Consider the following 23,285-nt stretch of genomic DNA (forward strand, 5'->3'; position numbering starts at 1 on the left):
GCACAGCTCGACCGGCCCCGCTTCACGAGGTTTTCATGCCGTGGTGACACGCTCCGGCGCCACTGCGGCGAGCGGCGCGGGAGCTGCGGCCGGGGTGGTGGACGGGGGCGGGGAGACGTACCGCACCTGGTTCTCGAAGGCCACGCCGTGGCTCTTCACGTCGATGCCGATGCGGTCGCCGTCGGCGATGCGGAACCCGTCGTGGAAGCTCGCCTCGTCCGCGCCCAGGAGGACGTAGTTGACGAGCCCGGGCCGTCGCACCGCCGGGAACGTGAACAGATGGTCGGCCATGTCCTGCACCCGGTAGTAGAGGGCGTCGTCGCCGCAGTCGAAGGAGCCCTCCCAGGCGGTCGCGCCGTCCCGGACGATGGTGACCCTCCCCGTCACCGTGCGCGGCGGCGGGCCGAGGAACAGCCAGGGGGTGAGCGCGGTGTCGCACAGCTTGCAGTACGGGTTGTAGCCCGGGTCCTGGCGGTGCAGGCCGATGTCGCACAGGTCGTTGCCGAAGGTGTATCCCGCGTAGTGCGGCGTGCCCTCGGCGTCGTTCACGTAGACCAGGGCGACCTCGGGTTCCTCGATGAGGGCGACGGGGTGCGCGGGCACGTTCAGGGCCTCGCCCGGCAGGCGCACCCAGTCGCCGAACCCCTTGAAGAACCACTTCGGCGGGGTGAACTCTCCGCCCTCAGGGGCTGTTTCGCCGCCCCACTTCTTCTTGTGGGTACCCATGAAGCCGCTCAGCAGGGCGTTGCCCGTGGCCGCCGGCAACAGCGGTGGCAGCAGCTGCACCTCCGGGTCCCCGGCGGTGACGGTCACGGTCTCGGCGCCCTCGGTGAGGGCGGTTCGCAGGGCGTCCTCCGAACCGTCCGTGGCGATGAACGCGGCGGCCGTCCCGCCGTCCCGCACGCGGTACAGGGTCTGCTGGGCACCGTCCTCGGGGCGGCCGAAGCCGACGTGGCGTGCGCCCTTGTACAACGCCTCGAAGAGAACGGGCAGGTGAGGGTGGGACACGGGTGACTCCTCTTGCGCGTGGGTGGGTTGAGACGGATCAGGGGTGAGGGAGAAGCGCGGGTGCCCGCGCGCCCGTCAGACCGGCGAGCACCTCGCCGACCCGGTCGACCGACTCCCGTATCCAGGGCAGGTCGAGTGGTTCCCCGGCGGCCAGCGCGGCCGTGCGCCGTTCGTGGGTGTCGCCGTAGAAGCGGCTTGTCGCCGCTCGGATCCGCAGGGGGCTGCCGGGCTCCCCGAAGGCGCTCGCGGGAAGGACTCCGACCCCGTGGCGCTCCGAGAGGAGGCCGGCCAGGGCGTCCCCGTCGCGCACACCGTGTGCCTGGGCGAGATGCTCCCGCAGGGGCTCGAAGTCCGGGTAGAGGTAGCAGGTCGCGGCGACGGGGGCCAACCGCGCGCCTGCGGCGGTGAAACGGGCGGCGACCGCTCGTACGACCTTCTCGTGCAAGCGCCTGCTCGCCGTGATGCGGTCGACGACCTCGGGCGGCTCCCCGAATGCGTACGCAGCCGCCGTCTGCACCGGCGCGGGCGGGCTCGACCAGATCTGACTGGCGATCGCGACGAGCCGGGTGTGCAGGGCGCGCCCCACCTCGCTGTCGGGCAGCCGCGCCACTCCCGTACGCCAGCCGCCGAGCGCCAGGTTCTTGGTCAGGCCGGTGGTGATCACCGTCCGCTCCGGCGCGAACAGGGCCGGGGAGACGGCCGGCGCGGAGGTGTCGTACACCAGATCGCGGTAGATCTCGTCGGAGACGACGACGAGGTCCAGTGCGCGTGCCGCCGCGGCGAGCCGTCGTACGGTGTCGGCGGAGGCGACCGTGCCGGTCGGGTTGTCCGGCGTGGTCACGACCACGGCCCGCGGGTCCCGACCGGCGGCCCGGGCGTCGGCGACCGCCTCGCGCAGCCGGTCCGGGTCGGGCACCCCGCCCTGTCCCGGCATGATCGGGACGGGGAGGGGCCGCGCCCCCGCCAGCCGTGCCTGCGCCGCGTAGCTGACCCAGCTCGGGACCGGCACGATCACGTCCCCGCCGATGGCGAGGAGCAGCGCGAACAGCAAGGACTTGCTGCCGGGTCCCGCGACGACGAGTCCCGGGTCGATGCCCAGGCCGCGCCGCTCCCAGTACCCCGCAACGGCAGTGCGCAGAGCGGGACTTCCGGCGACGGAACCGTACGCGTTCTCGGCCGCGGCGGCGGCGAGCCGGTCCCTGAGCGCGGGCAGGACGGGAAGCCCGATCTCCCCGCTGGCCATCGACAGGACCTGCTCCCCGGCCCTGCGGCGTCGGGCCAGGGCCTCGTCGGCGGCGAGGGTCGCCGACAGGGGAACCGGTGCGGGGTGGGGCATGACAGCTCCAGCGATCGAGGTCGGACGACAAGGGTGAAGTGCCTGTCAGAGCGCGGGTGATGAGGACGACGACGGCACGGTGTACCGCTCGCGCAGCTCCGCCTTGCGGACCTTGCCGGTCAGCGTCTTCGGAAGCGCGGGGACCAGCTCCAGCCGGTCCGGCAGGAAACGGCGGTCGTGACCTGCCTCCGCGACCCGGTCCCGTACCTCCTGGAGGGTCGGGCCCCTGCCGTCGCGGGGGACGACGACGGCGACGATCACGTTCCCGGGCCCGGCTCCCGTGCGGCCGGCCGGCGCCTCCAGACCGACCAGCGCGGCCTCGACGGCCCGGGGATGGCTGCCGATCACCGCCTCCAGCTCCGTCATCGGCGCCACCTGCCCGTCCCGCAGGACCGCGTCGCGGGCCCGCCCGATGATGCGGATACCGCCCCTGCCGTCGTCACGGGCGAGGTCCCCGGTGTCGAACCAGCCGTCCGCTCCGAGCTCGGCCGCGAACGCCTCCGGGCGCCGGTGGTAGCCGAGTGCGAGGGACGCACCCCGCACCTTGAGGCGGCCCACGGCACCCGGTTCGCCGGAGGCCTCCGGCGAACCGAACTCCGGGGACGTCTCGATGCGGGTCTCCATCGCGTCGATGGCGGTGCCGTTGCTCCGCGCCGCCCACCCCGCCGGGTCCTCGGGCCGGGTGGTGGTCACGGGACCGTTCTCGGACATGCCCCACAGGGAGTGGGCGCGCGCTCCGAGCGTCTCGTGGACCTCGTCCGACAACTCCCGCAGGACCGGGGCCGAGCCGATCACCACGTGCCGCAGCGTGCTCGTGTCGCGCCGTTCGGCCCGCTGGGACGCGGCGACGTCGGCGAGGGTGGCGGGCGGCCCGTACAGGAGGGTCGCTCCGTAGCGCTCGACCAGGTCGAGCAGGGCCTCGTTGCGGCGCACGTCCTGGAAGGCGACCGTTCCGCCCAGCATGACGCCGGCGAGGACGCCCTGTGCGAACCCCGAGTAGTGCACCAGGGGTGTGGACACGGCCGCCACCCAGTCGTCGCCCGCCCCGAACGCGTCGACGTAGCCGCGTACGGCCGAGTGGACCGTGTTCTGGCTGTGCAGGACGCCCTTGGACAGGCCCGTGGTGCCGGAGGTGAACAGCACCACGAACGGATCGTCCGCGCCGAGGGCCAGCCCGTCCAGCCGGGCGGCGGCGCCCTCACGCTCCTCCCGTTCCTCCGCCACGAAGTGCTCGTGGAAGGAGACCGCGCCCTCGGGGACCGGGCCGTCGACCACCAACACGTGCTCCAGGGACGGCAGTTCACCCTGGAGCCGGGTGACGGTCTCCGCCAGCGGGGTGTCCGCCCAGGTGGGAAGGGTGACGCATACGCGCGCCCCGGTGAGGCCGAGGCGGTGGCGGAGTTCCTCCTCCGTGCAGACGGGCGAGATGGGGATGATGACGGCGCCGACGCGGATGGAGGCGAAGATCAGCGGCACCATCTCCCATCGGTTGGGGAGCTGGACGGCCACGAAGTCGCCCGGCCGTACGCCGAGTTCGATCAGGGCCAGGGCGAACCGGTCGGTGAGCCGGTTCAGCTCGGCGTAGTCCAGGGTGTCGGTGCGGGACTCCGCGACGCGCCGGCCCGCGACGGCCAGCCTGCGCGGTCGCAGGGCGGCCTGGCGGTGGAGGTCGTCGAGGAAGGTCGCGTCGCGCCACCAGCCGCGGCGGCGGTACTCGGCGGCGCGCTCCGCCGGGACCGCCCCGGCCGCAGGAGCGGTCCGCTCCCCCGCCGTCGTCCCCGCCCGCGTCGTGACAGGCGTGCTCATCAGCGGTCCTTCCTGCGCGCGGCCAGCAGTTCGGGCAGCGGGTTGCCGGCGCGGGCGGCGGCGATCTCCAGCAGGTCGCGGGTGTTCTGCCGCACCCGGTCACCGACCCAGTCGAAGACCCACGCCTTGCGCGCCTCGGCGGGCAGGTCGAAGGGGACGACCCGGGTGACGGCGAGGGCGGCGGAGGCGGCGCCGCCGATGTTGGCGATCACCCCGGGGACCAGGGCCGCCCCCGAGGCGGCCACCTTCTCCTTGGCGGCCGCGCTGGAGGCCAGGTTGGCGCCCTCCACCACCAGGCCGGCCCGCAGGCGGTGGGTGTTCTCGGCGGTGAGCGCGTACTTCTGCGCCGCGAGGATCAGGATGTCCGCGTCGACGTCCAGCCAGGCGTCGGGTTCGCCGGAGAGCCGGACGCCCTGCGGGAGACGGCTGCGGTCGATGCGGCCGAACTGGTCGGTGACGGCGACGAGTTCGGCCACCGGCAGCCGGTCGGCGCTGATCGTGCCCTCGACGTCCGCGATACCGACGACGACATGTCCGCGGTCCTCCAGGAACCGCGCCACCGCCCGGCCCACCGCGCCGAAGCCCTGCACCACGACCCGGGCGGGCTCGGTGCGGCCGCTGGCCTCCAGGGCGGTGATCGCGGCGACGCCGACGCCGTGGCCGGTGGCGTCGATCAGGGGCTCGTAGTAGGTACGCCAGTCGATCGGCATGTCCGGGGCGCCGAGGCGGTAGCGGGGGTCGTAGTTCGCCTCGGCGAAGAAGACGGCGCGGTCGGCGGGGGTGACGCCCATGTCGATGCCGAGGTGGATGCCGCCGTGCAGGAGCGGCTTCACCGTACGGCCGAAGGTGCGGAACGTCTCCTCGCGGTCGGTGCCGTCGGAGACGATTCCGGCCTTGGCCCCGCCGATGCGCAGCCCTGCCAGGGTGAACTTCTCGGTCATGTCCCGGGCCAGGCCGGCGACCTCCTCCTCGGTCACCCCGGTGGTCATCCGGGTGCCGCCCATGGCCAGACCGTCGACGAGCGTGTCGACGACCACCCAGCCCTTGATGGCGCCGCCGCTGCCGTGAAGGTGGACGGTGAGGGCGGGGTCCTGCGGCTCTTCCAGAGCACTCATGGCGAATTCCTTGCGTCAGGGGTGTGAGGGATCTCGGGGAACAGACAGGTGAGGGGAGGCGGGCGAGGCCGGGGTCACTGGTAGAGCTGGGCGAAGCCGCGCAGGATCTCCAGGCCGTCCGTGCGGAACTCCAGATGGGCCTGGGAGCCGAAGACGCGGCCGTCGTCGGAGCGGAGGAACTCGACGGGTGCGTGCTCGGAGCGGCCGATGGTGCGGTAGCCCGCCGGTGCTTCCTGGAGGTAGAGGGTGTGCCGGTGGAAGACGGTGACCGTCGGCTTCACGTGGGCGAAGAGCGGTTCCTGCGTGTCGACCTGTGCCTCGTAGCCGCCGACCCGCTGCGGCCCTTCCTCCAGGCGGCCGCCGGCGGCGACGGAGAGGATCTGCATGCCGCCGCAGATTCCGAAGACCGGCACGTCCGTGGTGGTGACGAGGTCGATCAGCGGCTTGTAGTACTCGGTGTCGTACGCGCGCACCTTGGTGCCGCTCAGCACGATCGCCTGGTAGCGGCCGTCCACCCGAGCGGGTACGGACAGGGCGTCGGACGCCTCGGTGTCCGAGCCCAACGTCTCGAACCGGGACCGGAGTTGCTTCAGGGACAGGGTTCCGTTGTTGACGACCAGTACACGGGGCCGCGTCATGCGTTCGCTCCTGACGGGTGAGGGGAGGGCCGCTCGTCGGTGATGACCGTTCCGGTACGGCCGTCCAGCAGTTCGGTGACGGCGGCGCTGCCGATGACGACCCGTTCCACGCCGCGGTCGAGGGCCTCCCCCGCGGCCCGCAGCTTCTTGCGCATGCCGCCCTTCGCGCCCTTGTCACGGAAGGCGGCCGCGTCCCGGCCGCTGATGAGCCGCACCGGCTCGCCGTCGATCAGGAGGTGGCCCACGTCGGTGACGAGGACCAGGTCGGTGGCGCCGGTGGCGCCGGCGATGGCGGCGGCGGCCCGGTCGGCGTCGGTGTTGACCTCCTGGCCCGCCGCGTTCCGCGCGAGCGGGGTGACGAGGTGGGCGTGGCCGGGTCGCAGGCTCTTCAGCGGGGTCACGTCGACACCGGTGATCGGGCCGACGAGGTTCTCCAGCTCGACGAGTTGCTTCTCCCGCCACCACCAGCGCTCTCCGTCGCCCGCGCTGACCAGTCCGTCGCTGCCGAGCAGCCGTTCCGCGGTGATGCCCCGGTCCGCGAGTCGGCCCAGGACGTCCGCGGCGAGTTCGGCGCTGACGGCCTTGATGTCGTCGATGACCTCGGGGGTGGTCCACCGGCTCTGGTTGCCGTAGCGGTCGCGCAGGATCGCCGACGGCTCGCTGTAGCGGGCGCTGAGCCGCTTGAGCGGCTTGGACCATCCGTGCACGAGCACCAGCGGGCGGTCCCGGCCGTGGCGGGCCAGGTCGTCCCACCAGCTGCCGTCGAGGTCGTCCAGGCAACTGCCGCCGAGTTTCACGACCGTGGGGGCGAGATGCTGTCCGCTCATGCCGGCATCACCGGCTGCTGCGTCAGTCCGGTCTCCTCGGGCAGCCCGAACCGCAGGTTCACGGCCTGCACCGCCTGTCCGGCGGCGCCCTTGACGAGGTTGTCGAGAGCGGCGAGCACGACGATCCGGCCACCCTCCTCGTCGTGAAGGACCGTGACGTCGGCGAAGTTGGAGCCGAGGACGACCTGCGGGTCGGGCACCGGGATCAGCGTCTCGTCGTGCCGGCGCACCCGCACGAACGGGCGTCCCTTGTAGAAGCGCAGGTACGCCCGCGACAGCTCGCGCTGGTCCACCTTGTCGTCGGTGAAGACGTACGAGGAGGTCAGCAGACCGCGCACGGTGGAGACGCCGTACGCCGACATGGACAGGTTGCCGACGGCGCCGGGCTTGCTCCGCTCCAGGAAGTCGGCGACCTCGGTGGCGTGCCGGTGCCCGGTCGGCGAGTACGGGGCGATGGCCCCGGCCCGGAACGGGTGCAGGTCGGAGGTGCGCAGTTGGACTCCGCCGCCGCTGGAGCCGCTCTTGCCGTCCACCACGACCGTCCTGAGGTCGAGGCCGAGGCCGAGCGTGAGCGGCGCCAGCCCCAGGGTGATCGCGGTGGCGTAGCAGCCGGGCAGCGAGATGAGCGGGGCGTCCTTCAACTGGTCGCCGATCAGCTCGGGTACGCCGTAGACGAAGCGGTCGGCCAGGTCGGTGCGCCGGGCGACCTTCGGGTACCAGCGGTCGTGCAGGTGCGGGGTACGGATGCGGAAGGCACCGCTGAGGTCGACGACGGCCGGGATCCGGTCGGCGAACAGGGAGGCCAGCTCGGCCGAGACCGGCGCCGGGGTGGCCAGGAAGAGGACGTCGACCTTGTCGGCGACCTCCTCCGTGACGTGTTCGACGGTCAGACCCTGGTGGATGCGCAGACCGGGGTGGAGTTCGGAGGGCCGCCTGCCGATGCTGGAGGAGCCGCCGAGGAAGGTCAGTTCCAGGTCGGGGTGCTGGGTGATGAGTCGGATGAGTTCGCCGCCGGCGAGCCCTGAGGCACCGACGACTCCTGCGCGGATCATGCGAGAAGCTCCTGCACGTAACGGCCGATGGCCGAGGGGATGTCCGCTCCGGTGGCGGCGGCGACCGCACGGAAGCCGGGCGCGTGGTTGACCTCGTTGACGACGTAGCCGTCGGGGGTGTCGAAGAGGTCGACCCCGTAGATCCCGGGTCCGAGGACGTCCACCACACCGTCGACGATCTTGAGTACGTCGGGGTCGTGGGCGACCGCGCGGTTCTTGTTGCCGAGGGCGGCGTTGTTGCGCCAGTCGCTCCCGCCGCTCTCGAACTCCGCGGCGCCGATCAGTTCGCGCCCGACGACGAAGCAGCGCACCGAACGGCCGCCCAGATAGGGCTCGACCACACTGGCCTGCTCGAAGGCGTGCGCCAGGTCCTCGATGTAGTCGTACACCGAGTGGGCGGTGTCGGCGTGGCGGATGAGCGTGACCCGCTTGCCCATACCTCCGAAGACGGGCTTGAGGACGAGGGGCAGCGGCAGTTCGCCGAGCGCCTTGTCGAAGTCCTTGCGGGAGAGGACGAGCCGGTGGTCCGGCACCGGCACACCCGCCGTGTGCAGCAGGGCACGCAGGCCGGCCTTGTTCTCGCAGGCGTGGATGGCTCGGGCCGTGTTCAGGGTGGGGATGCCGGCCGCCTCGGCGAGGGTGGCGATCAGTCCGCCGCGGGTGTAGCTGCGGCTGCGGATCAGGAGGGTCTCGTAACCCCTGACGGCCGGGGCGTCCGGGTGGCCGAGGGAGAGGGATTCGTCGTTGATCCAGTCCAGACGGAGTCCGAAGGCGGGGGCCGCCTCGATCAACAGGCGTTCCTCCCAGGCGATCCGGTCGGCGACGAGCGCGACAGCGCGCTGACCGGCCACGTCACTGACCCCAGTCGCGGAGCTGTACCTCGATCATCTCCAGCGTCAGACGACCGTCCTCGACGGCCTCGACGCGGAGGGTCAGGATGCACTCGGGGCAGGAGAGGGTCTCGCCCTTGGTGACCGGGGGCACGGTCAGGTCGGTCTCGCACTCGGGGCATACGCCGGTCAGGGTGGCGGTGGACATCGGTCAACTCCGTTTTGATGGGCGGGACATACGGGTGCGGGATGCGTGCGTTCGGGGTGATCGTGCCGGCGGGGCGATGCTGTGGGTGTGCGCGGTTCAGGTGTGCGCGGGGCGGAAGTCGATCGCGGCCTTGCGGATCGCGTCGCGGTCGAGCGTCGGGCATCCGTCGCGCTCCTGCCGCTGGGCCAGCCACGGGGTGAAGGCGTCGATGTCGACCTCCAGGCCGGAGTCGGCCAGCGCGTAGGCGACCAGAGCGGTGGTGAGTCGGCTGCGAACGCGCAACTCGCGCCTGTTGCCCACGAGTTCGGCGGGCAGTGTCTCGTACGCCTCGGGGTGGTTCAGCTGCCCGGGGAGTTCGTAGGCGAAGGCGTGCGAGGTGGTCGGCCCGGACTGGAAGGCGTCCCCCAGGCCGGCTCCGCCGAGCGCGATCCTCGACAGTTCGGTGAGGTGGCCCAGGTCGAAGCGGGTGTCGCCGTGGATCACGCGCAGCGAGGTGAGCAGCTCGGCCAGGGGGGCGTTGCCGCCACGCTCACCGATGCCGCCGACGGTGGCGGAGATCCATCGGGCGCCGGCCCGGACCGCGGCGAGGGAGTTGGCGACGGCCATGCCCAGCATGTTGTGGGAGTGGATCTCGATCTCGGAGCCGTCGATGGCGACGAGGTCCGCGATCACGCTTTCCATCTGCCAGGGGGAAAGACGGGCGACGGTCTCCGCGAGCCGGAACCGGTCGGCCCCCGCCGCGAACCCCGCCTCGACGTAGGGGACGAGCCGCTCCTTGGGGGTGCGGGCGCCGTCCTCGCCGCTGAACGTGACATGGAAGCCGCGCTCCTTGGCCTGGGTGATCGCCGAACGGGCCAGGGTCTGGAGGAACTTGGGGCTGGCGGAGTCGAGCTTCAGCCGCGCGTGTTCCTCGGAGGTGGGGATGGAGTACATGATGTGGCGCACGCCGAGGCGCTCGGCCTCGTCGAGGGCCCGAGCGACCTGACGGCGGTCGCGTACGACGAGGAGCGTCATGCTGCGCTCGGGGCCGACGGCCTCGTGGGTGGCGAGGACGAGTTCGGCGTCCTTGGAGTCCGGTCCGGAGACCATGCCCACCTCGACGAGTTCGACGCCCGTGCGCACCAGCAGGTCCGCGATGGTGGCGGCGTCGTCGGGGCCGAACTCGACGCCCGCCATGTGCGCGGAGTCGCGCAGTGTCGCGTCGGATATGCGGGGCGGCCTCTCCAGTTTCTCGAGGCTCTCTGCTTCTGCCATTTCCTTCACTCCTTGTTCCCGAAGGTCCGCGTTTCCGAAAGAGTCCGCGCATCGGAATTCGAGGACACCTGCCTGATCGCCGTTCAACATCCTTCGCGGCCCGGCCCGAAAGAGCAACATCGTCCGTGTCAGGCCTCTGTGGTGAAGTGTCAAGGAGTGTCAAGAAGGAAAGGGATTGCGGAGCGGGTGTGGGGTGCGTGCCAAATATCGGTCAGGGAAGGGACGCTCATGGAATCCAGGTCCTAGCGTGCGGTCATGGATCTCTTCTCGCTGCCCCGGCTGGGGGTCGTCGTCCCGCCGGAAAACCCCACGGCGGAACCCGAGTTCAACCATCTGCTCGGCACCGCGATGAATGTGTACACCTCACGGTTCCCGGTGACTCCGGGAGCCGGGCTCAGGGCGATGCTGGAGACGTACAACGAGGTTCTCCCGGCCCTGCTCGACAGCTTCGGCGAACTGCGCCTGGACGCCACGGTGGTGGCGTGCAGCGCCTCGCACTATCTGCTGGGCCCCGAGGGCGACCGGGCCTTCTGCGACGCGTTGTCCCAGCGCGCCGGCTCTCCCGTGCGATCCTCGACGCAGGCGATCCTCGCGGCCTGCGAGACGCTCGGGGTGGACCGTCTGACGCTCGTGTCCCCGTACCAGCCGTGGCTCACCGACACCTCGCGCTCGTTCTGGGAACGAGCCGGTCTCACGGTCGACGGAGTGGTGCTGGTTCCGGCGCGCGCGGATGCGGACGGTGGCGCGCACTACGATCCGTACGAGGTCACGACCAGGACGATCCTGGGGCGGATACGGGAGCGGGAACTGCCCGCCGGCACCGCCCTGTTGTTCACGGGCACAGGCATGGGCACCCTCGCCGCGCTGAACGAGCTCGCGCGCCGGGAACCGGGGCGCACGCTGCTGTCCTCCAACCTCGCGTCGGCCTGGTGGGCGCGGCGGGTGGCGGGTGTCACCGAAGAGGCACACCACCCCTTGCTGCGGAGGCTGGAGCGCACGTCCGGCCGCGCGTCCGTCCCCACGTAGGCATTCGCGCAGCTCCGACGGCGTGGCGGGGGGCCCGGGAACGCGGCCACGCGTCCCCGGGCCCCCACGGCACTCAGCCGGCGGACGTCTCGGCCATGCGCCAGGCGTGTCCCATGCGGTAGCCGACGCCCCGCACCGTGATGATCCAGCCGCTGGATCCGAGTTTCGCCCGGAGGCTGCTCACGTGCGTGTCGATCGTACGGCTGGTGTGGCCCCAGTTGCTTCCCCAGACCCGGGCCATGAGTTCCTTTCGCGTCACGACGGTCTCGGGGGTGGCGGCCAAGGTGTAGAGCAGCTCGAATTCCTTCGACGTGACACCGACGAGCCGGTTGTGCAGCCGTACTTCACGCAGGCGGGGATCGATATGCAGAGGGCGGAGGGAAATGGCGTCGGGAAGTACCTGCCGGGGCTGAGAACGACGTAGCACGGCTTCTATGCGGGCGCCGATCTCGCGGAATCCCCAGGTTTTCACGACGCAGTCGTCCGCGCCCGCGTTCAGGGCGAGAACGCGGCCCAGAGCGTCGTCGGCGTCGGTGACGGCAATGAGCGCGGTCTCACAGCTGTTCCGCAGCTCTCTGCACAATTCCAGTCCGTCGATGTCGGGCAACTCCAGGGAGAACAGCAACAGATCCGCGTCGCCGGCCGCGCGCAGGGCCCGCTCTCCGGTGCCGACACTGCGCGCCGTGAATCCCTGGCGCCGGAGGTCGCCCACCATCGTCGCGGCGTTCTCGGCGTTCTGCTCGACCACGAGTACCTGTCGCACGTGCTCACCCCTGTTCCTCGGCTTCACGTCAGTTCGAGGCGCCGGCGAGCGCGCCGGCCGGTGCGCGGGGCGGGTCAGGTGGGACGGCCTGTGTGCCGCGGCCGTTCAGGCGTTGGTAGACGTAGGCGGCCGAGGCCATGGTCATGTGATGGTGCCAGCCGGGGAAGGAGCGGCCCTCGAAGTCGAGGACGCCGAACCGCTGACCGAGCGCGTCCACGGCGGAGAGCGCCGCGGCGTGGCTCCGGGCCAGGCGGAGGTTCTCCCCCACGCGCCGGTCCGTGAGGGTCGTGAGCCAGTAGCGCGCGGGCCCGCGGCCTTCCGGGTCGGGCCGTTCCAGGATGCGGTACGGACGGGCGTCGGGTTCGTCGGCACCGCCGGGTGCGGTCAGCCCGACCCTGTCCGCGTGGGTGTGGACCGGCACGGCCCTGACGGGTCCGTCGGGGGTCTGCCGCAGGAGCACGTGTGTCTGCCGGCCGTGCCGCACCTCCATGAGGGTGCTCACCGTCGTGACCACGGGGGCCTGTCGTCCCGTGACCACCTGCTGGTCCGGGGAGACCTCGCACACCACGTCGGCCCGCAGTCGGAGGAGACCCGCGAGGACCCCCACCACGTCGTCGCACCGGGTGAGGTCCAGCACCCAGGGCAGGCGCGGGAGATGAGGCTGTTCGGCCAGCTCGGCGGCGTACCGGACGACGTGGTCGGCGGCGGTGCGTCCCGCCTCCGCGCCGGGGATGCGGGCCCGGCGCCTGCGCTCGCGGTCGGAGTCCCAGACTCCGCCGAGCACGAGGCTCCAGGCCACCGGGTAGGAATGGGTGCCCGAAGTGAGGAACAGGCCCAGGGCGCGCTGGCAGTTGACGGTGCGTCCGGTCTTCGCGTCGACGCGCCGGTGCACGCCCGCCGAGTGCTCGCCCCGCTTGGGGATGACGAGTTCGGCGACGGTCCAGGCGTGCGGAGTCGTCCGCGCCGCCACCAGTCGGGTGAGCCGTCGGCGCACCGGAACCCAGTCCCACGGACTGGCGTTGATGAACTGGTGCAGGCCGCGCGCCGCAGCAGCGGGTAAGGGGCTGGCCCGGGCTATGCGGCGCAGTGTCTTCTTGCCGGACACATGGAGCAGGGCCCACAGGTACGCCTGGGCCCAACGCCGCTGCTCGGGGCGCTGGTTCGTCCCGAAGACCTCGTCCATGAACGTCCGCATGCGTGCGCCGTCGTCCGGCGCCCCCGCGCGTATCCCACTCGACGACATCCGACGCCACGCCCCCTCGATACCGGTCACCGCCCGCACCCGAGTGGATGCATGGCACATACGTACGAGGTGAAAGTACCGTTCCGGCCAGGGTTTACCCGGGTCCGCCGTCTACTTTGCGAGATCGCCGCCTGACCTGCGCAAACGCCGCTCTAAGGAGCTTGGGCGGACGATGCGCGTGGAGCAGGGGACACGCTCCACCAGGGGTGAAGCGGTGCGACGGACATGTCAGGTGAAATATTAACAAGTCATGAACTTGCCTCATGTGCCGCACGCGGACACGGATGTCGGCGGCAGCGTCCCGGCGCCGTACGAGTGCGCCGCCCGTCACGCGCCGGCGATCACGAGTGGACGACCGACCGCCGCAGGAACGCTCATGGCTCCTGCGGCCGGCCGTCGCCCGCCCCCGGCGCTCAGGCGGCCGGGTCCGCCACCGGCTCCTCGGAAGGAGCGACGGGTCGCCGGGCGGGGAAGCCCGCCCGGCGGGCGTACAGGACGACCGCGATCACCGGAAGCAGGAGCACCAGGACCGTCCAGGGGAAGGACTCGCTGCCGACCACGTCGAGCAGGACGCCTCCGACGATGCCGCCGCCCGCCATCGCCACGTTCCACAACGTCACGAGCATCGCCTGGGCGGCGTCGGCGGATTCACCTCCCGCGTCCCCGACAGCGGTCTGGAGCAGCGTGGGCACACCGCCCCAGCCCAGACCCCACAGCACCGCGGCGACATAGATGAGTGCGGTGGTGTCGGAGAGGACGGCGAGGAGCGCGGCGGCGAGGGCGACGAGCAGCGCGCCGCCGATCGTGAGGCCGCGCAGCCGTCGGTTGATCTGCGCCCCGACGATCCAGATGCTCGCCAGCGAGGCGGCGCCGAAGACGAGGAGCACCAGGCCGGTGCTGCCGCCGAGGCCCAGGTCGTCGAGGTAGGTGGCGATGTACGCGTACAGGATGGTGTGGGCGAGGACGAAGACGAGGGTGACGAAGAGGACCGGAGTCACTCCCGGGATGCGCAGGGTGGGCAGCATCCTGGGCCGCTCGCCGCGTTCCTGTCCGGGGAAGTCCGGGACGGCCGCGGTGATCCACGCCAGGAGCAGCAGGGTGAGCGCCGTCATCGCGAGGAACGCCACGCGCCAGCCGAGCCAGTCGCCGAGGAACGTTCCGGCGGGCACACCGAGGGCGAGCGCGACGGGGATGCCCGCCATGGCGACGGCCATCGCCTTGCCCTGGAGGTGGGCGGGAGCCATGCGCCGCGCGTAGCCGGCGAGCAGGGCCCAGGCCACGCCGGCGGCGACACCGGCGACGAACCGCGCCGCCATGGTGAGTTCGTAGACGGACGACACGGCGGTCACCGTGTTGGCGAGGGCGAAGCCTCCCATGGCGGCGAGGAGCAGCTTCTTGCGTCGCCAGCCCGCGGTCGCGGCGGTGAGCGGGATCGCGGTGAGGGCGGTGCCGATCGCGTAGACGGTGACGGTCTGGCCGGTCGCCGACTCGCTCACATGGAGGTCCCGGCTCATCGCGGGCAGCAGACCGGCGGGGAGGGTCTCGGTCAGGCTGGTGATGAAGACGGCCGTGGCGAGGGCCAGCAGGGCGAACAACGGGAGTTTCCGCTGTTCCTCGCCTTCACTCTTCGGTTCGGATGCCGCAGCGGCGGGCGCCGTGTCGGGTGCGGTGCTCATGGGATGTGCTCCAGGTCTTCCGGAAGGGGGTGTGGGACGTCGAGGGGCGTGGGGACGGTGAGGGGCAGGGGGGACGGACGGCGTACGGGACGGTGGCCGGTTCACGGGAAGGCGAGGCCGCCGTCGACAGGCAGCCGCACGCCCGTGGTGAACGTCGCCTCCGTGGCCAGGAAGAGTGCGGCGCGGGCCACCTCCTCGGCGGCGCCGAGACGGCCCAGCGGAGGCAGGGGGACGGCGCCGGCGCCCGGCGCCTCGATACAGCCGGGGGCCACCGCGTTGACGCGGATGCCCCGGGCGACGAGTTCGGTGGCGAGCGCCCGTACGACGTCGGGGCAGGGGGCCGGTGCCGTGAGCACGATCGCGCTGCCGTCCCGGAGGTGAGGCAGCAGGGGCCGCGCGGAGGCCACGGCGTCGGAGAACAGGAGGTCGAGGCCGCCTTCCGTGGCGGCCTCGGGACCGGCACCCGCCGGTGCGACAAGCGCTGCTTCGAGGGTGGCCGGGGTGACGACGCGGGCGGCGGAGCCCAGCTCGGCGACCGCGTGGGCGCGCTCGGGTGCGGTGCGGACGGTCAGCAGGACCGTGGCCCCGCCCTCCACGAGCCGCTTCGCGATGGCCAGGCCGATGCCGGTGACCTCGCCGACCACGAGGGCTTTCCTGCCCGCGTACCTGGCCATGTGTGCCGCTCCTTTCGGGGGTGCCCGTTCCTCGCCGGTGCGTGGCGCCTCCCGGAAGACGACTCTGCGCCCGGCCCCTTCGGGGAACCTTCCGGAATCCTTCGGGCCCGACCGTGGGCGGGCGGCGGCACGGCCCTCGCCGAGAGCCCGCGGAGGCCGGTTCCCCGGACATGTACGGTGTGACCATGCGGTTTGGGGTGCTCGGGCCACTGATGGTGTGGGACGGCGAGGGCCGGGAGGTCAAGGTCCCCGAGGCCAAGGTCCGGGCTCTGCTGGCGTCCCTGCTCGCGAACGACGAAGGACCGGTGTCCGCCGACCGGCTCATCGAGGACCTGTGGGGCGACGTGCCCCCGGGCAATCCCCGCGCCGCGCTGCAGGCCAAGATCTCCCAACTGCGCAGGGTCGTCGGCCGTGACCGTGTGGTGCGGCAGCCGCCCGGCTATGGGCTGCGGCTCGACGGCGACGACGAGGTGGACGCCGTACGGTTCCGCGCCCTGGTGACCGAGGCCCGCCCCGTCCAGGACCCGCGCACCCGGGCCGCCCTGCTCACCGAAGCACTGGACCTGTGGCGCGGGCCGGCGTACGCGGACTTCGCGGACGACGGCTTCGTACAGGGAACCGCGCAACGCCTCGCGGAGCAGCGGCTGTCCGTGCTGGAGGACCAGGCGGAGGCGCGTCTGGAGGCACAGGACCACGCGCTTCTCGCCGGGGAGCTCGCCGACCTCGTGGCACGCCATCCCCTGCGGGAGCGCCTGCGCGCCGTCCAGATGAGGGCGCTGTACGCGGCGGGACGACAGAACGAAGCGCTCGCGTCGTACGACGATCTGCGGTGCCGGCTGGTCGAGGAACTGGGCGTCGACCCGAGCCCCGAACTGGCCGCCCTGCACGGCTCGGTGCTCCGGCAGGACCCCGAGCTGAGCGCCGGAACCTCCCGGAAGAGAGAGCGGAGCCCGGCACCCGAGGTGCGGAACGGCGCGACGAGCGCCCTGGCCGCATCCGGCACGGGGCCCGACGTCTCCGCGCATGTTCCCGGGCCGGGGCCGCACACGAATCTTCCCGTTCCCCTCACTCCACTCGTCGGCCGTCACGAGGCACTCGCCCGACTGTCCCGACTCCTCACGGAACAGCGGCTGGTGACCCTCACCGGCCCCGGCGGCGTGGGCAAGACCCGGCTGGCCGTGGCGGCGGCAACGGCCGAGCGGGAGAGTGCCGAGGCCGGTCAACCGGCCGACGGCGTATGGCTCGTGGAGTTCTCCGGCATCCGCTCCGGCACCGCGGCGGACCTGGCGCAGGTCCTCGCCGCCACCCTCGGCATCCGGGACGACACCCCTCACTCATTACCGGGCACCGGCACCTCCGACGCCTCCCTGCCGCACCGGCTCGCCGCGGCCCTGCGCGACCGGCGCACCCTGCTCGTCCTGGACAACTGCGAACACGTCATCGACGCGGCCGCCGAACTCACCGAGCTTCTCCTGCGCACCGCGCCCGGACTGCGCGTCCTGGCCACCGGGCAGCAGCCTCTCGGCCTGGCGGGCGAGGCGGTGTTCCTCGTCGAACCCCTGCCGCCCACCGACGCCGTCCGCATGTTCATGGAACGCGCGGCCTCCGCGACCCCCGGTTTCCCGCGCGACCCGCAGGCGCCGGACGAGACCGAGCGGCAGGCCGTCGCCGAGATCTGCGGCCGTCTCGACGGCATCCCGCTCGCACTGGAACTCGCCGCCACCCGCGTACGGGCCCTGGGAGTCAAGGGGCTGGCGGCCCGGCTCAACGACCGCTTCCGGGTGCTGACCTTCGGACAGCGCGGGGCGCCGGCGCGCCAGCAGACCCTGCGGGCGGTCATCGACTGGAGCTGGGAGCTGCTCAGCGCACCCGAACGCATCGTTCTGCGACGCCTCGGCGCGCACAGCGACGGCTGCGACCTGGAAGCCGCCGAAGCCGTCTGCGCGGGTGACGGTGTCACCCGGGACGAGGTCCTCGACCTCGTCACCCGCCTGGTCGACCGCTCCCTGGTCGTCGTGGTGGAGGGACCCACCGGCCCCCGCTACCGCCTGCTGGAGTCCGTCGCCGCGTACGCGACCGAACAGCTCCACGAGATGGAGGACTTCAGCGCCGTACGGGACCGTCAGCTGCGCCACTACCGGGCCCTCACCGAACACGCCGAGCCGCATCTACGAGGCGACGCACAGCAGTTCTGGCTGGCCCGGCTGGACGCCGAGGCCGGCAACCTCCGTACGGCACTCGACGAAGCGCTGCGCCGCGCGGGTGCAGGGGAACCGGAGGAGGCGGTCAGGCTGACCACCGCTCTGGCCTGGTGGTGGCTGTTGCGGGGCCGGCTCAACGAGGCCCGCCGCAGACTCGGTTCGGTCCTGGCCACCACGTCCGGCTCCTCGACACCCGCCGAACTCGCCCTGCTTCAGACGGCGTTCGCCTTGCTCACCGGGGACTCCTCAGCGGTCGCCGCCGCGTCGGCGAACCGATGCACCGGCACGGGAGACGGCCTCGCCGCGAGCGGCCTCGGCACCCGCGCCGAGGCGATCCCCGACCCCGTCCGACGCGCCCGCGCTCTGTGGCTCTGCGCGTACGGTCTGTTCTGCGCCGGCGACACCGCCGAGGGCGACGAGCTGAACACCCGCGCCCTCACCCTGTCCACCGCTGCCGGGGACCAGTGGGGCACTGCTGCCGCGCTCGGGCTGCGAGCGTCCCTTGCACTCGCTTGCGGCGACCTCGCCGGACTGGGCCGCGACGGCCTGCGGAGCGCCCGGACCTTCCGTGAACTCGGCGACCACTGGGGCGAGTTGCAGACCGTGTCCCCCCTCGCCGCACTCGCCGAGATCAAGGGCGCCTACGGGGACGCGGAGCGCCGCCAGCACGAAGGGCTGCGGATGGCGCGCGAGTTGGGCCTGGAGGCGGAGGTGTCCGCGCGGCTCTCCGGGCTCGGACGCCTCGCGCTGCTCGCCCGCGACTGGGAACGCGCCCGTGACCTGCATGAACAGGCGCGTCGGATCGCCGTCGAGCAGGGCTACAAGTACGGCGAGATCCACTCCGTGATGGGCCTCGCCCTCGGTGCGCGCCGCTCCGGAGACCTCGACACGGCCGAGACGCATCTGCTGCGGATCCGCGACGGCTACGCCGACGTGTCGTCCCGGGCGGGTGACCACCTACTCCTCGCCGAACTCGGCTTCACCGCCGAGCTCCGCGGCGACGCGAAGGGGGCGTCGAGGCACCACCTGGAAGGGCTGGAGATCGCCCGGCTCCTCGCCGAACCTCGCGCTCTGGCCCTCTCCCTGGAGGGGCTGGCCGGCGCCGCGGCCCTGCCGGGGCAGGTTGCCGGCGCCGCGTACGCGGCCGAACTCCTGGGCGCGGCGGCAGCCGCCCGCTCCCGCGCCGGAGCCCCGCTGCCACCCGCCGAACGCGGTGACGTCGACCGCGTCACCGATGCGGCGCGGAAGGTACTGGGCGTCTCCGCGTTCACGGAGGCGTACGAGCGTGGAGGTCTGCTGACGGCCGAGGAGGCGATGCGCCACGCCCGCTTGGGACTTGGCCTGTCGGGGCGGGACGCCGGTTGACCGAACCGGGCTGCCGGACCTGCCAGGCCGGTGGGTGGACGCTTCTCGGTGAACGCGGCGGCGCCCTCGGTCGCAGCGCTGGTGGTGAAGACCGGAGCGCCGAGGGAATCCTGAACGATGCAGGCTGCCCGGTCGTCTAGTCCTCGGGGAGCTTCGCGTCAGGCGTCGGAGATCGCCGACGACCCGAGGGACGCGCCCACGACACCGTAGCGGCGGTCCCCGATGGTGAACTCCCCCATCGGGGTCATGCCGAAGCCGTCGACATGGGCTCCCCACGACGTCCGGTTGGCCCGTTCGATGAAGGCGACCATCGCGTCGGCTCGTCCCGACCCCGCTCGGAGGGCCGCCGTGTACAACCCGCGGGCCACCCCCTTTCCGCGGTACGCGGTGGCGACCACCACGGGTCCGTAGAACAGCCACGGCATGGCACGGAGCGGCCGGCCCTGCCACCTCAGCGAGTCCTGGGCGTCCAGGACCGCCCGGGCAGGCGGCGGCGGATCGGTCATGTTCTCCGGGGAGAGAAGACCGAGCAGGCCGGCCAGGAGCCCGTCGTCGTCCGCGACGAGAAAGCTCCTGTCCTCGGCCATCGAACGCAGGGTGCCGGCATCGAGGCCGCCCTGGACAAAGCCCTGTTGAGCGCGCTCCCGCTCCGTGAGCGCGTCGTAGTGATGGGCCGCGAACAGTTCGGCCATGGCCGGGGCGTCGGCCGTGACGGCGTGGCGGTAGTCCATGGCACTGGCCTCTCGGTGCGGGCCGGGACGCGTCCCGCCTCGTTCAGCGGGGCTCTCGGTACCGTCCGCCCCGGACGAGCATAGGAGGCCGGAGCCCGTCACGACGGCGGACGGGCAGGCCTTGAGCCGCGTCAGGAGAGCCAGTCGGTGTAACGCGTGGCCGCCAGATGAGCGCTTTTGTCGGTGAGGACGTCACCGTCGACCGCGGCGAACATGCCGGCGGTGGGGTCGGTGACGACGGTCCTCGGGTCGCCCTTGTGGGACAGCGTGATGCGGCCCAGTTCGTCCAGGCCGAAGACCTCAGGGCCGCCGATGTTGCGGACGGCGTTCAGCGGGGCGCCCACGGCGACCTCCGCCACGGCGTCGGCGACGTCCTCGGCGGCGATCGGCTGGATGGGCGTGGCGGGCAGACGGACGGTGTCGCCGTCGGCGGTCCAGGACAGGACGGCGTCCATGAACTCCATGAACTGCGTGGCCCGGACGATCGAGTAGGGAAGGGGTCCGGCCTTGAGGACCTCCTCCTGGAGGACCTTGGCACGGTAGTAGTCCAGCTGCGGCACCCGGTCCACACCGACGATCGAGAGGATGACGAAGTGACGGGCGCCGCCCTTGCGGGACGCGGTCAGGAGGTTGTCCATCGAGGTCTGGAAGAAGGCGAGGGAGGCCTCGTCGAACGTCGGCGAGTTGGTCAGGTTGACGACGACGTCCGCTCCGGCGACCGCCCGGTCGAGTCCCTGGCCGCTGATGACGTCGATGCCGGTGGACTGGGAGTGCGGTACGGCCTCGTGTCCGGCGGCGTTGAGCTTCGTGACGACCTGCGAGCCGATCAGCCCGGTTCCGCCGATGACTGCGATCTGCATAGCGCGCCTTTCGTCGATGAGTGGCACAAAACGAGTCAAAGTATGCATCCGCGACGTGGCCCCGAAGCGGTGCCACCGCCGACCGCGGGACGACGGCTCGACGGCGACACGTCTGGTCGAGCCCACGCGTCGGCAGGAGCAGGCGTAGGCCGGTGAACCCGTACGGGGCACGGACGCGGTGCCGCCGGTCCAGGCTCTCGCCCGGCAGCGGCCGGTGTCCGGCGAGAGGCGCGCGAGCCGGCGCCGACCGACCGCGAGCATCGCCGCCGATGTGGGTACTCGGACCGACGACAGCTGCGCGAGCGGACGGAACCGGCATGAGAGCCCGGCCACCAGGCGAGTGCATTTTGAGCGACACCGGCACCCGGCGGGCATCCCTCTACAGATCGGCCCGCGGGATCCGTCCGTACCGACGACGAAGGAGCAACAGCATGGCAAGCGAGCAGTCCGGCACGACGAATCGGCGCGGCAGGTCCGTGGCGAGCCCGGTGGCCGAGCGTGCGGGATGGGACGACGTCGACGTGCGGGCGGTGGACACCGTGCGGCTGCTGGCGGCGGACGCGGTGCAGAAGGTCGGCAACGGCCACCCCGGTACGGCCATGAGTCTGGCCCCGCTGGCGTACCTGCTGTTCCAGAACGTGATGCGTCATGATCCGAGCGATGACCAGTGGCTGGGGCGGGACCGCTTCGTCCTGTCCTGCGGGCACTCCAGCCTGACCCTCTACATCCAGCTCTACCTCGCCGGCTACGGACTGGAGCTGTCCGACCTGGAGGCGTACCGCACCTGGGACTCGGCCACTCCCGGCCATCCCGAGTACCGGCACACCCGGGGAGTGGAGATCACCACCGGGCCGCTGGGGCAGGGACTGGCGAGCGCCGTGGGGATGGCGATGGGTGCGCGCCGCGAGCGCGGCCTGCTGGACCCGGACGCGGAGCCGGGCAGCAGCCCCTTCGACCACCACGTCTACGTCATCGCTTCCGACGGCGACATGATGGAAGGGATCACGAGCGAGGCCTCCTCGCTCGCCGGACACCAGCAGCTCGGCAACCTGACGGTGTTCTACGACTCCAACCACATCTCGATCGAGGACGACACGGACATCGCCTTCAGCGAGGACGTCCCGGCCCGCTACGCCGCCTACGGCTGGCACGTGCAGACCGTCGACTGGACCGTCACGGGCGAGTACGTCGAGGACGTCGACGCGCTCCTGGCAGCCGTTCGTGCCGCTCAGGAGGAGACGGACCGGCCCTCGCTGATCATGCTGCGCACCCTGATCGGCTGGCCCGCCCCCACGAAGCAGAACACCGGCAAGGCCCACGGTTCCGCGCTGGGGGACGAGGAGGTCGCCGGGACGAAGGAGGTGCTCGGGTTCGACCCCGGGCAGGACTTCACCGTCGAACCCGAGGTTCTGGAGCGCACCCGTCAGGTCTCCGAACGCGCCTCCGGGACGCGCGCCGCGTGGGACGAGCAGTTCGCGGCCTGGCGGGCGGCGAACCCCGACCGGGCGAAGCTGCTGGAGCGTCTGCAGGCGCAGCGCCTGCCCGACGGCTGGACCGACGCCCTGCCCGCCTTCCCGGCCGACGAGAAGGGCATGGCCACCCGAGCCGCCTCCGGTGAGGTTCTCAGCGCGCTGGCACCCGTCCTGCCCGAACTGTGGGGCGGCTCGGCCGACTTGGCGGGCAGCAACAACACGACCATGGACGGGGAGCCGTCCTTCGTCCCGGCCAACCGACAGACCAAGGACTTCAAGGGCGGTCCCTACGGGCGCACCCTGCACTTCGGTATCCGGGAACACGCCATGGGGGCGATCCTCAACGGCATCGCCCTGCAGAGCCTCACCCGCCCCTACGGCGGCACCTTCCTGACCTTCTCGGACTACATGCGCCCCGCCGTGCGCCTGGCCGCGTTGATGAAGCTCCCCGTCACGTACGTGTGGACGCACGACTCCATCGGCCTCGGCGAGGACGGCCCGACCCATCAACCGGTCGAACACCTCGCCGCGCTGCGCGCCGTCCCGGGTCTGGACGTGGTGCGCCCGGGTGACGCCAACGAGACCGCCGCGTGCTGGGCAGCCATCCTGGAACACACGGACCGCCCCGCCGCACTGGTCCTGACCCGGCAGAACGTTCCCGTACTGGACCGTGGCGACGGCACCTACGCCGCGTCGGGTGAGGCCGCCCGGGGTGCGTACGTACTCACCGACGGAGCCGAGGGCGGTTCGGAGCCCGACGTCATCCTCATCGCCACGGGGTCCGAAGTGCACATCGCCCTGGAGGCCCGCGAACTGCTGGCGGCCGACGGCCTGGCGGTGCGGGTCGTCTCGATGCCCTGCCAGGAGTGGTTCGCCGCCCAGCCCGTGGCGTACCAGGACGAGGTCCTGCCTCCTTCCGTACGAGCCCGGGTCAGCGTGGAGGCGGCGGTGGGCCAGGGCTGGCGCGAGGTGGTGGGCGATGCCGGACGCATCGTGAGTCTGGAGCACTACGGCGCGTCCGCGGACTACCAGCGCCTGTACTCCGAGTTCGGCATCACCCCCGAAGCGATCGCTGCCGCGGCCCGCGACAGCATCCAGGACGCCGACGGCACCCCCCGCCCCGGCGGCTACCGACAGACCTACGCCCCGAAGGACGGCGGCACGGGCGACCGCCCCTGACACACCTTCACGGCTCCCCCG

General features: G+C 72.0%; 19 protein-coding genes. 3 read left to right on the forward strand and 16 right to left on the reverse strand.

The genetic code is table 11. From position 1 onward, the window contains the following. Nucleotides 1–33: 33 nt before the first annotated feature. From B0675_RS27495 to B0675_RS27540, 10 genes are all read right to left on the reverse strand, one after another. A complete protein-coding gene (locus tag B0675_RS27495; protein ID WP_081222298.1) occupies nucleotides 34–1,008 on the reverse strand; it encodes a fumarylacetoacetate (FAA) hydrolase in 975 nt (324 codons plus the stop codon). 37 nt (nucleotides 1,009–1,045) lie between these two features. Further along, nucleotides 1,046–2,344, reverse strand: coding sequence for a pyridoxal phosphate-dependent aminotransferase (locus B0675_RS27500; protein ID WP_081222299.1), 1,299 nt, complete (start codon nucleotides 2,342–2,344; stop codon nucleotides 1,046–1,048). A 45-nt stretch (nucleotides 2,345–2,389) separates the two neighbouring features. Continuing rightward, nucleotides 2,390–4,150: an AMP-binding protein gene (locus B0675_RS27505; RefSeq protein ID WP_081222300.1), complete on the reverse strand. Its 1,761-nt coding sequence runs from the start codon at nucleotides 4,148–4,150 to the stop codon at nucleotides 2,390–2,392. Next, nucleotides 4,150–5,265, reverse strand: coding sequence for a Glu/Leu/Phe/Val dehydrogenase dimerization domain-containing protein (locus B0675_RS27510; RefSeq protein WP_081222301.1), 1,116 nt, complete (start codon nucleotides 5,263–5,265; stop codon nucleotides 4,150–4,152). The genes B0675_RS27505 and B0675_RS27510 overlap by 1 nt, the downstream gene beginning before the upstream one ends. A 74-nt stretch (nucleotides 5,266–5,339) precedes the next feature. Continuing rightward, nucleotides 5,340–5,903, reverse strand: coding sequence for a gamma-glutamyl-gamma-aminobutyrate hydrolase family protein (locus tag B0675_RS27515; protein WP_081222302.1), 564 nt, complete (start codon nucleotides 5,901–5,903; stop codon nucleotides 5,340–5,342). Continuing rightward, the gene (locus tag B0675_RS27520) at nucleotides 5,900–6,730 is read right to left on the reverse strand and encodes an acetylglutamate kinase (protein ID WP_081222303.1); all 831 of its coding nucleotides are present in this window, start codon (nucleotides 6,728–6,730) and stop codon (nucleotides 5,900–5,902) included. The genes B0675_RS27515 and B0675_RS27520 overlap by 4 nt, the downstream gene beginning before the upstream one ends. Further along, nucleotides 6,727–7,782 (reverse strand): N-acetyl-gamma-glutamyl-phosphate reductase, encoded by a 1,056-nt coding sequence (gene argC / locus B0675_RS27525; RefSeq protein ID WP_081222304.1) that lies wholly within the window; start codon nucleotides 7,780–7,782, stop codon nucleotides 6,727–6,729. The genes B0675_RS27520 and argC overlap by 4 nt, the downstream gene beginning before the upstream one ends. Beyond that, a complete protein-coding gene (locus B0675_RS27530) occupies nucleotides 7,779–8,633 on the reverse strand; it encodes a RimK family alpha-L-glutamate ligase (protein ID WP_081222305.1) in 855 nt (284 codons plus the stop codon). The genes argC and B0675_RS27530 overlap by 4 nt, the downstream gene beginning before the upstream one ends. Nucleotide 8,634: 1 nt before the next feature. Beyond that, nucleotides 8,635–8,820: a lysine biosynthesis protein LysW gene (locus tag B0675_RS27535; RefSeq protein ID WP_081222306.1), complete on the reverse strand. Its 186-nt coding sequence runs from the start codon at nucleotides 8,818–8,820 to the stop codon at nucleotides 8,635–8,637. Nucleotides 8,821–8,916: 96 nt separating this feature from the next. Beyond that, nucleotides 8,917–10,074 (reverse strand): LeuA family protein, encoded by a 1,158-nt coding sequence (locus B0675_RS27540; RefSeq protein WP_081222307.1) that lies wholly within the window; start codon nucleotides 10,072–10,074, stop codon nucleotides 8,917–8,919. A 255-nt stretch (nucleotides 10,075–10,329) separates the two neighbouring features. Here B0675_RS27540 and B0675_RS27545 point away from each other — a divergent pair, with 255 nt between their 5' ends. Then, nucleotides 10,330–11,100: an arylmalonate decarboxylase gene (locus B0675_RS27545; protein ID WP_081222308.1), complete on the forward strand. Its 771-nt coding sequence runs from the start codon at nucleotides 10,330–10,332 to the stop codon at nucleotides 11,098–11,100. Nucleotides 11,101–11,173: 73 nt separating this feature from the next. On the opposite strand, the gene B0675_RS27550 is transcribed toward B0675_RS27545, so the two are convergent. From B0675_RS27550 to B0675_RS27565, 4 genes are all read right to left on the reverse strand, one after another. After that, on the reverse strand, nucleotides 11,174–11,848 hold the full coding sequence (locus B0675_RS27550) for a response regulator transcription factor (RefSeq protein ID WP_277625259.1): 675 nt from the start codon (nucleotides 11,846–11,848) through the stop codon (nucleotides 11,174–11,176). Between the two features lie 43 nt (nucleotides 11,849–11,891). Next, nucleotides 11,892–13,058 carry a transposase gene (locus tag B0675_RS27555; protein ID WP_081222309.1) on the reverse strand — a complete coding sequence of 389 codons (1,167 nt, stop codon included), beginning with the start codon at nucleotides 13,056–13,058 and terminating at the stop codon, nucleotides 11,892–11,894. Nucleotides 13,059–13,519: 461 nt separating this feature from the next. Further along, a complete protein-coding gene (locus tag B0675_RS27560) occupies nucleotides 13,520–14,782 on the reverse strand; it encodes an MFS transporter (RefSeq protein ID WP_081222310.1) in 1,263 nt (420 codons plus the stop codon). 101 nt (nucleotides 14,783–14,883) lie between these two features. Further along, nucleotides 14,884–15,456 (reverse strand): SDR family oxidoreductase, encoded by a 573-nt coding sequence (locus tag B0675_RS27565; RefSeq protein WP_081222311.1) that lies wholly within the window; start codon nucleotides 15,454–15,456, stop codon nucleotides 14,884–14,886. A 185-nt stretch (nucleotides 15,457–15,641) separates the two neighbouring features. On the opposite strand from B0675_RS27565, the gene B0675_RS27570 reads away from it, so the two are divergent. Continuing rightward, on the forward strand, nucleotides 15,642–19,022 hold the full coding sequence (locus tag B0675_RS27570) for a BTAD domain-containing putative transcriptional regulator (protein ID WP_179165455.1): 3,381 nt from the start codon (nucleotides 15,642–15,644) through the stop codon (nucleotides 19,020–19,022). A 158-nt stretch (nucleotides 19,023–19,180) separates the two neighbouring features. On the opposite strand, the gene B0675_RS27575 is transcribed toward B0675_RS27570, so the two are convergent. Together B0675_RS27575 and B0675_RS27580 are read right to left on the reverse strand one after the other, a co-directional pair. Further along, nucleotides 19,181–19,753, reverse strand: coding sequence for a GNAT family N-acetyltransferase (locus B0675_RS27575; RefSeq protein ID WP_081222312.1), 573 nt, complete (start codon nucleotides 19,751–19,753; stop codon nucleotides 19,181–19,183). A gap of 131 nt (nucleotides 19,754–19,884) precedes the next feature. Beyond that, on the reverse strand, nucleotides 19,885–20,613 hold the full coding sequence (locus B0675_RS27580; protein WP_081222313.1) for an NAD(P)H-binding protein: 729 nt from the start codon (nucleotides 20,611–20,613) through the stop codon (nucleotides 19,885–19,887). Between the two features lie 431 nt (nucleotides 20,614–21,044). On the opposite strand from B0675_RS27580, the gene tkt reads away from it, so the two are divergent. After that, complete coding sequence (tkt, locus tag B0675_RS27585; protein WP_081222314.1) at nucleotides 21,045–23,264, forward strand: transketolase; 2,220 nt, start codon at nucleotides 21,045–21,047, stop codon at nucleotides 23,262–23,264. Nucleotides 23,265–23,285: the final 21 nt, after the last annotated feature.

Source organism: Streptomyces sp. M41(2017) (assembly GCF_002078175.1).
GTDB lineage: Bacteria > Actinomycetota > Actinomycetes > Streptomycetales > Streptomycetaceae > Streptomyces.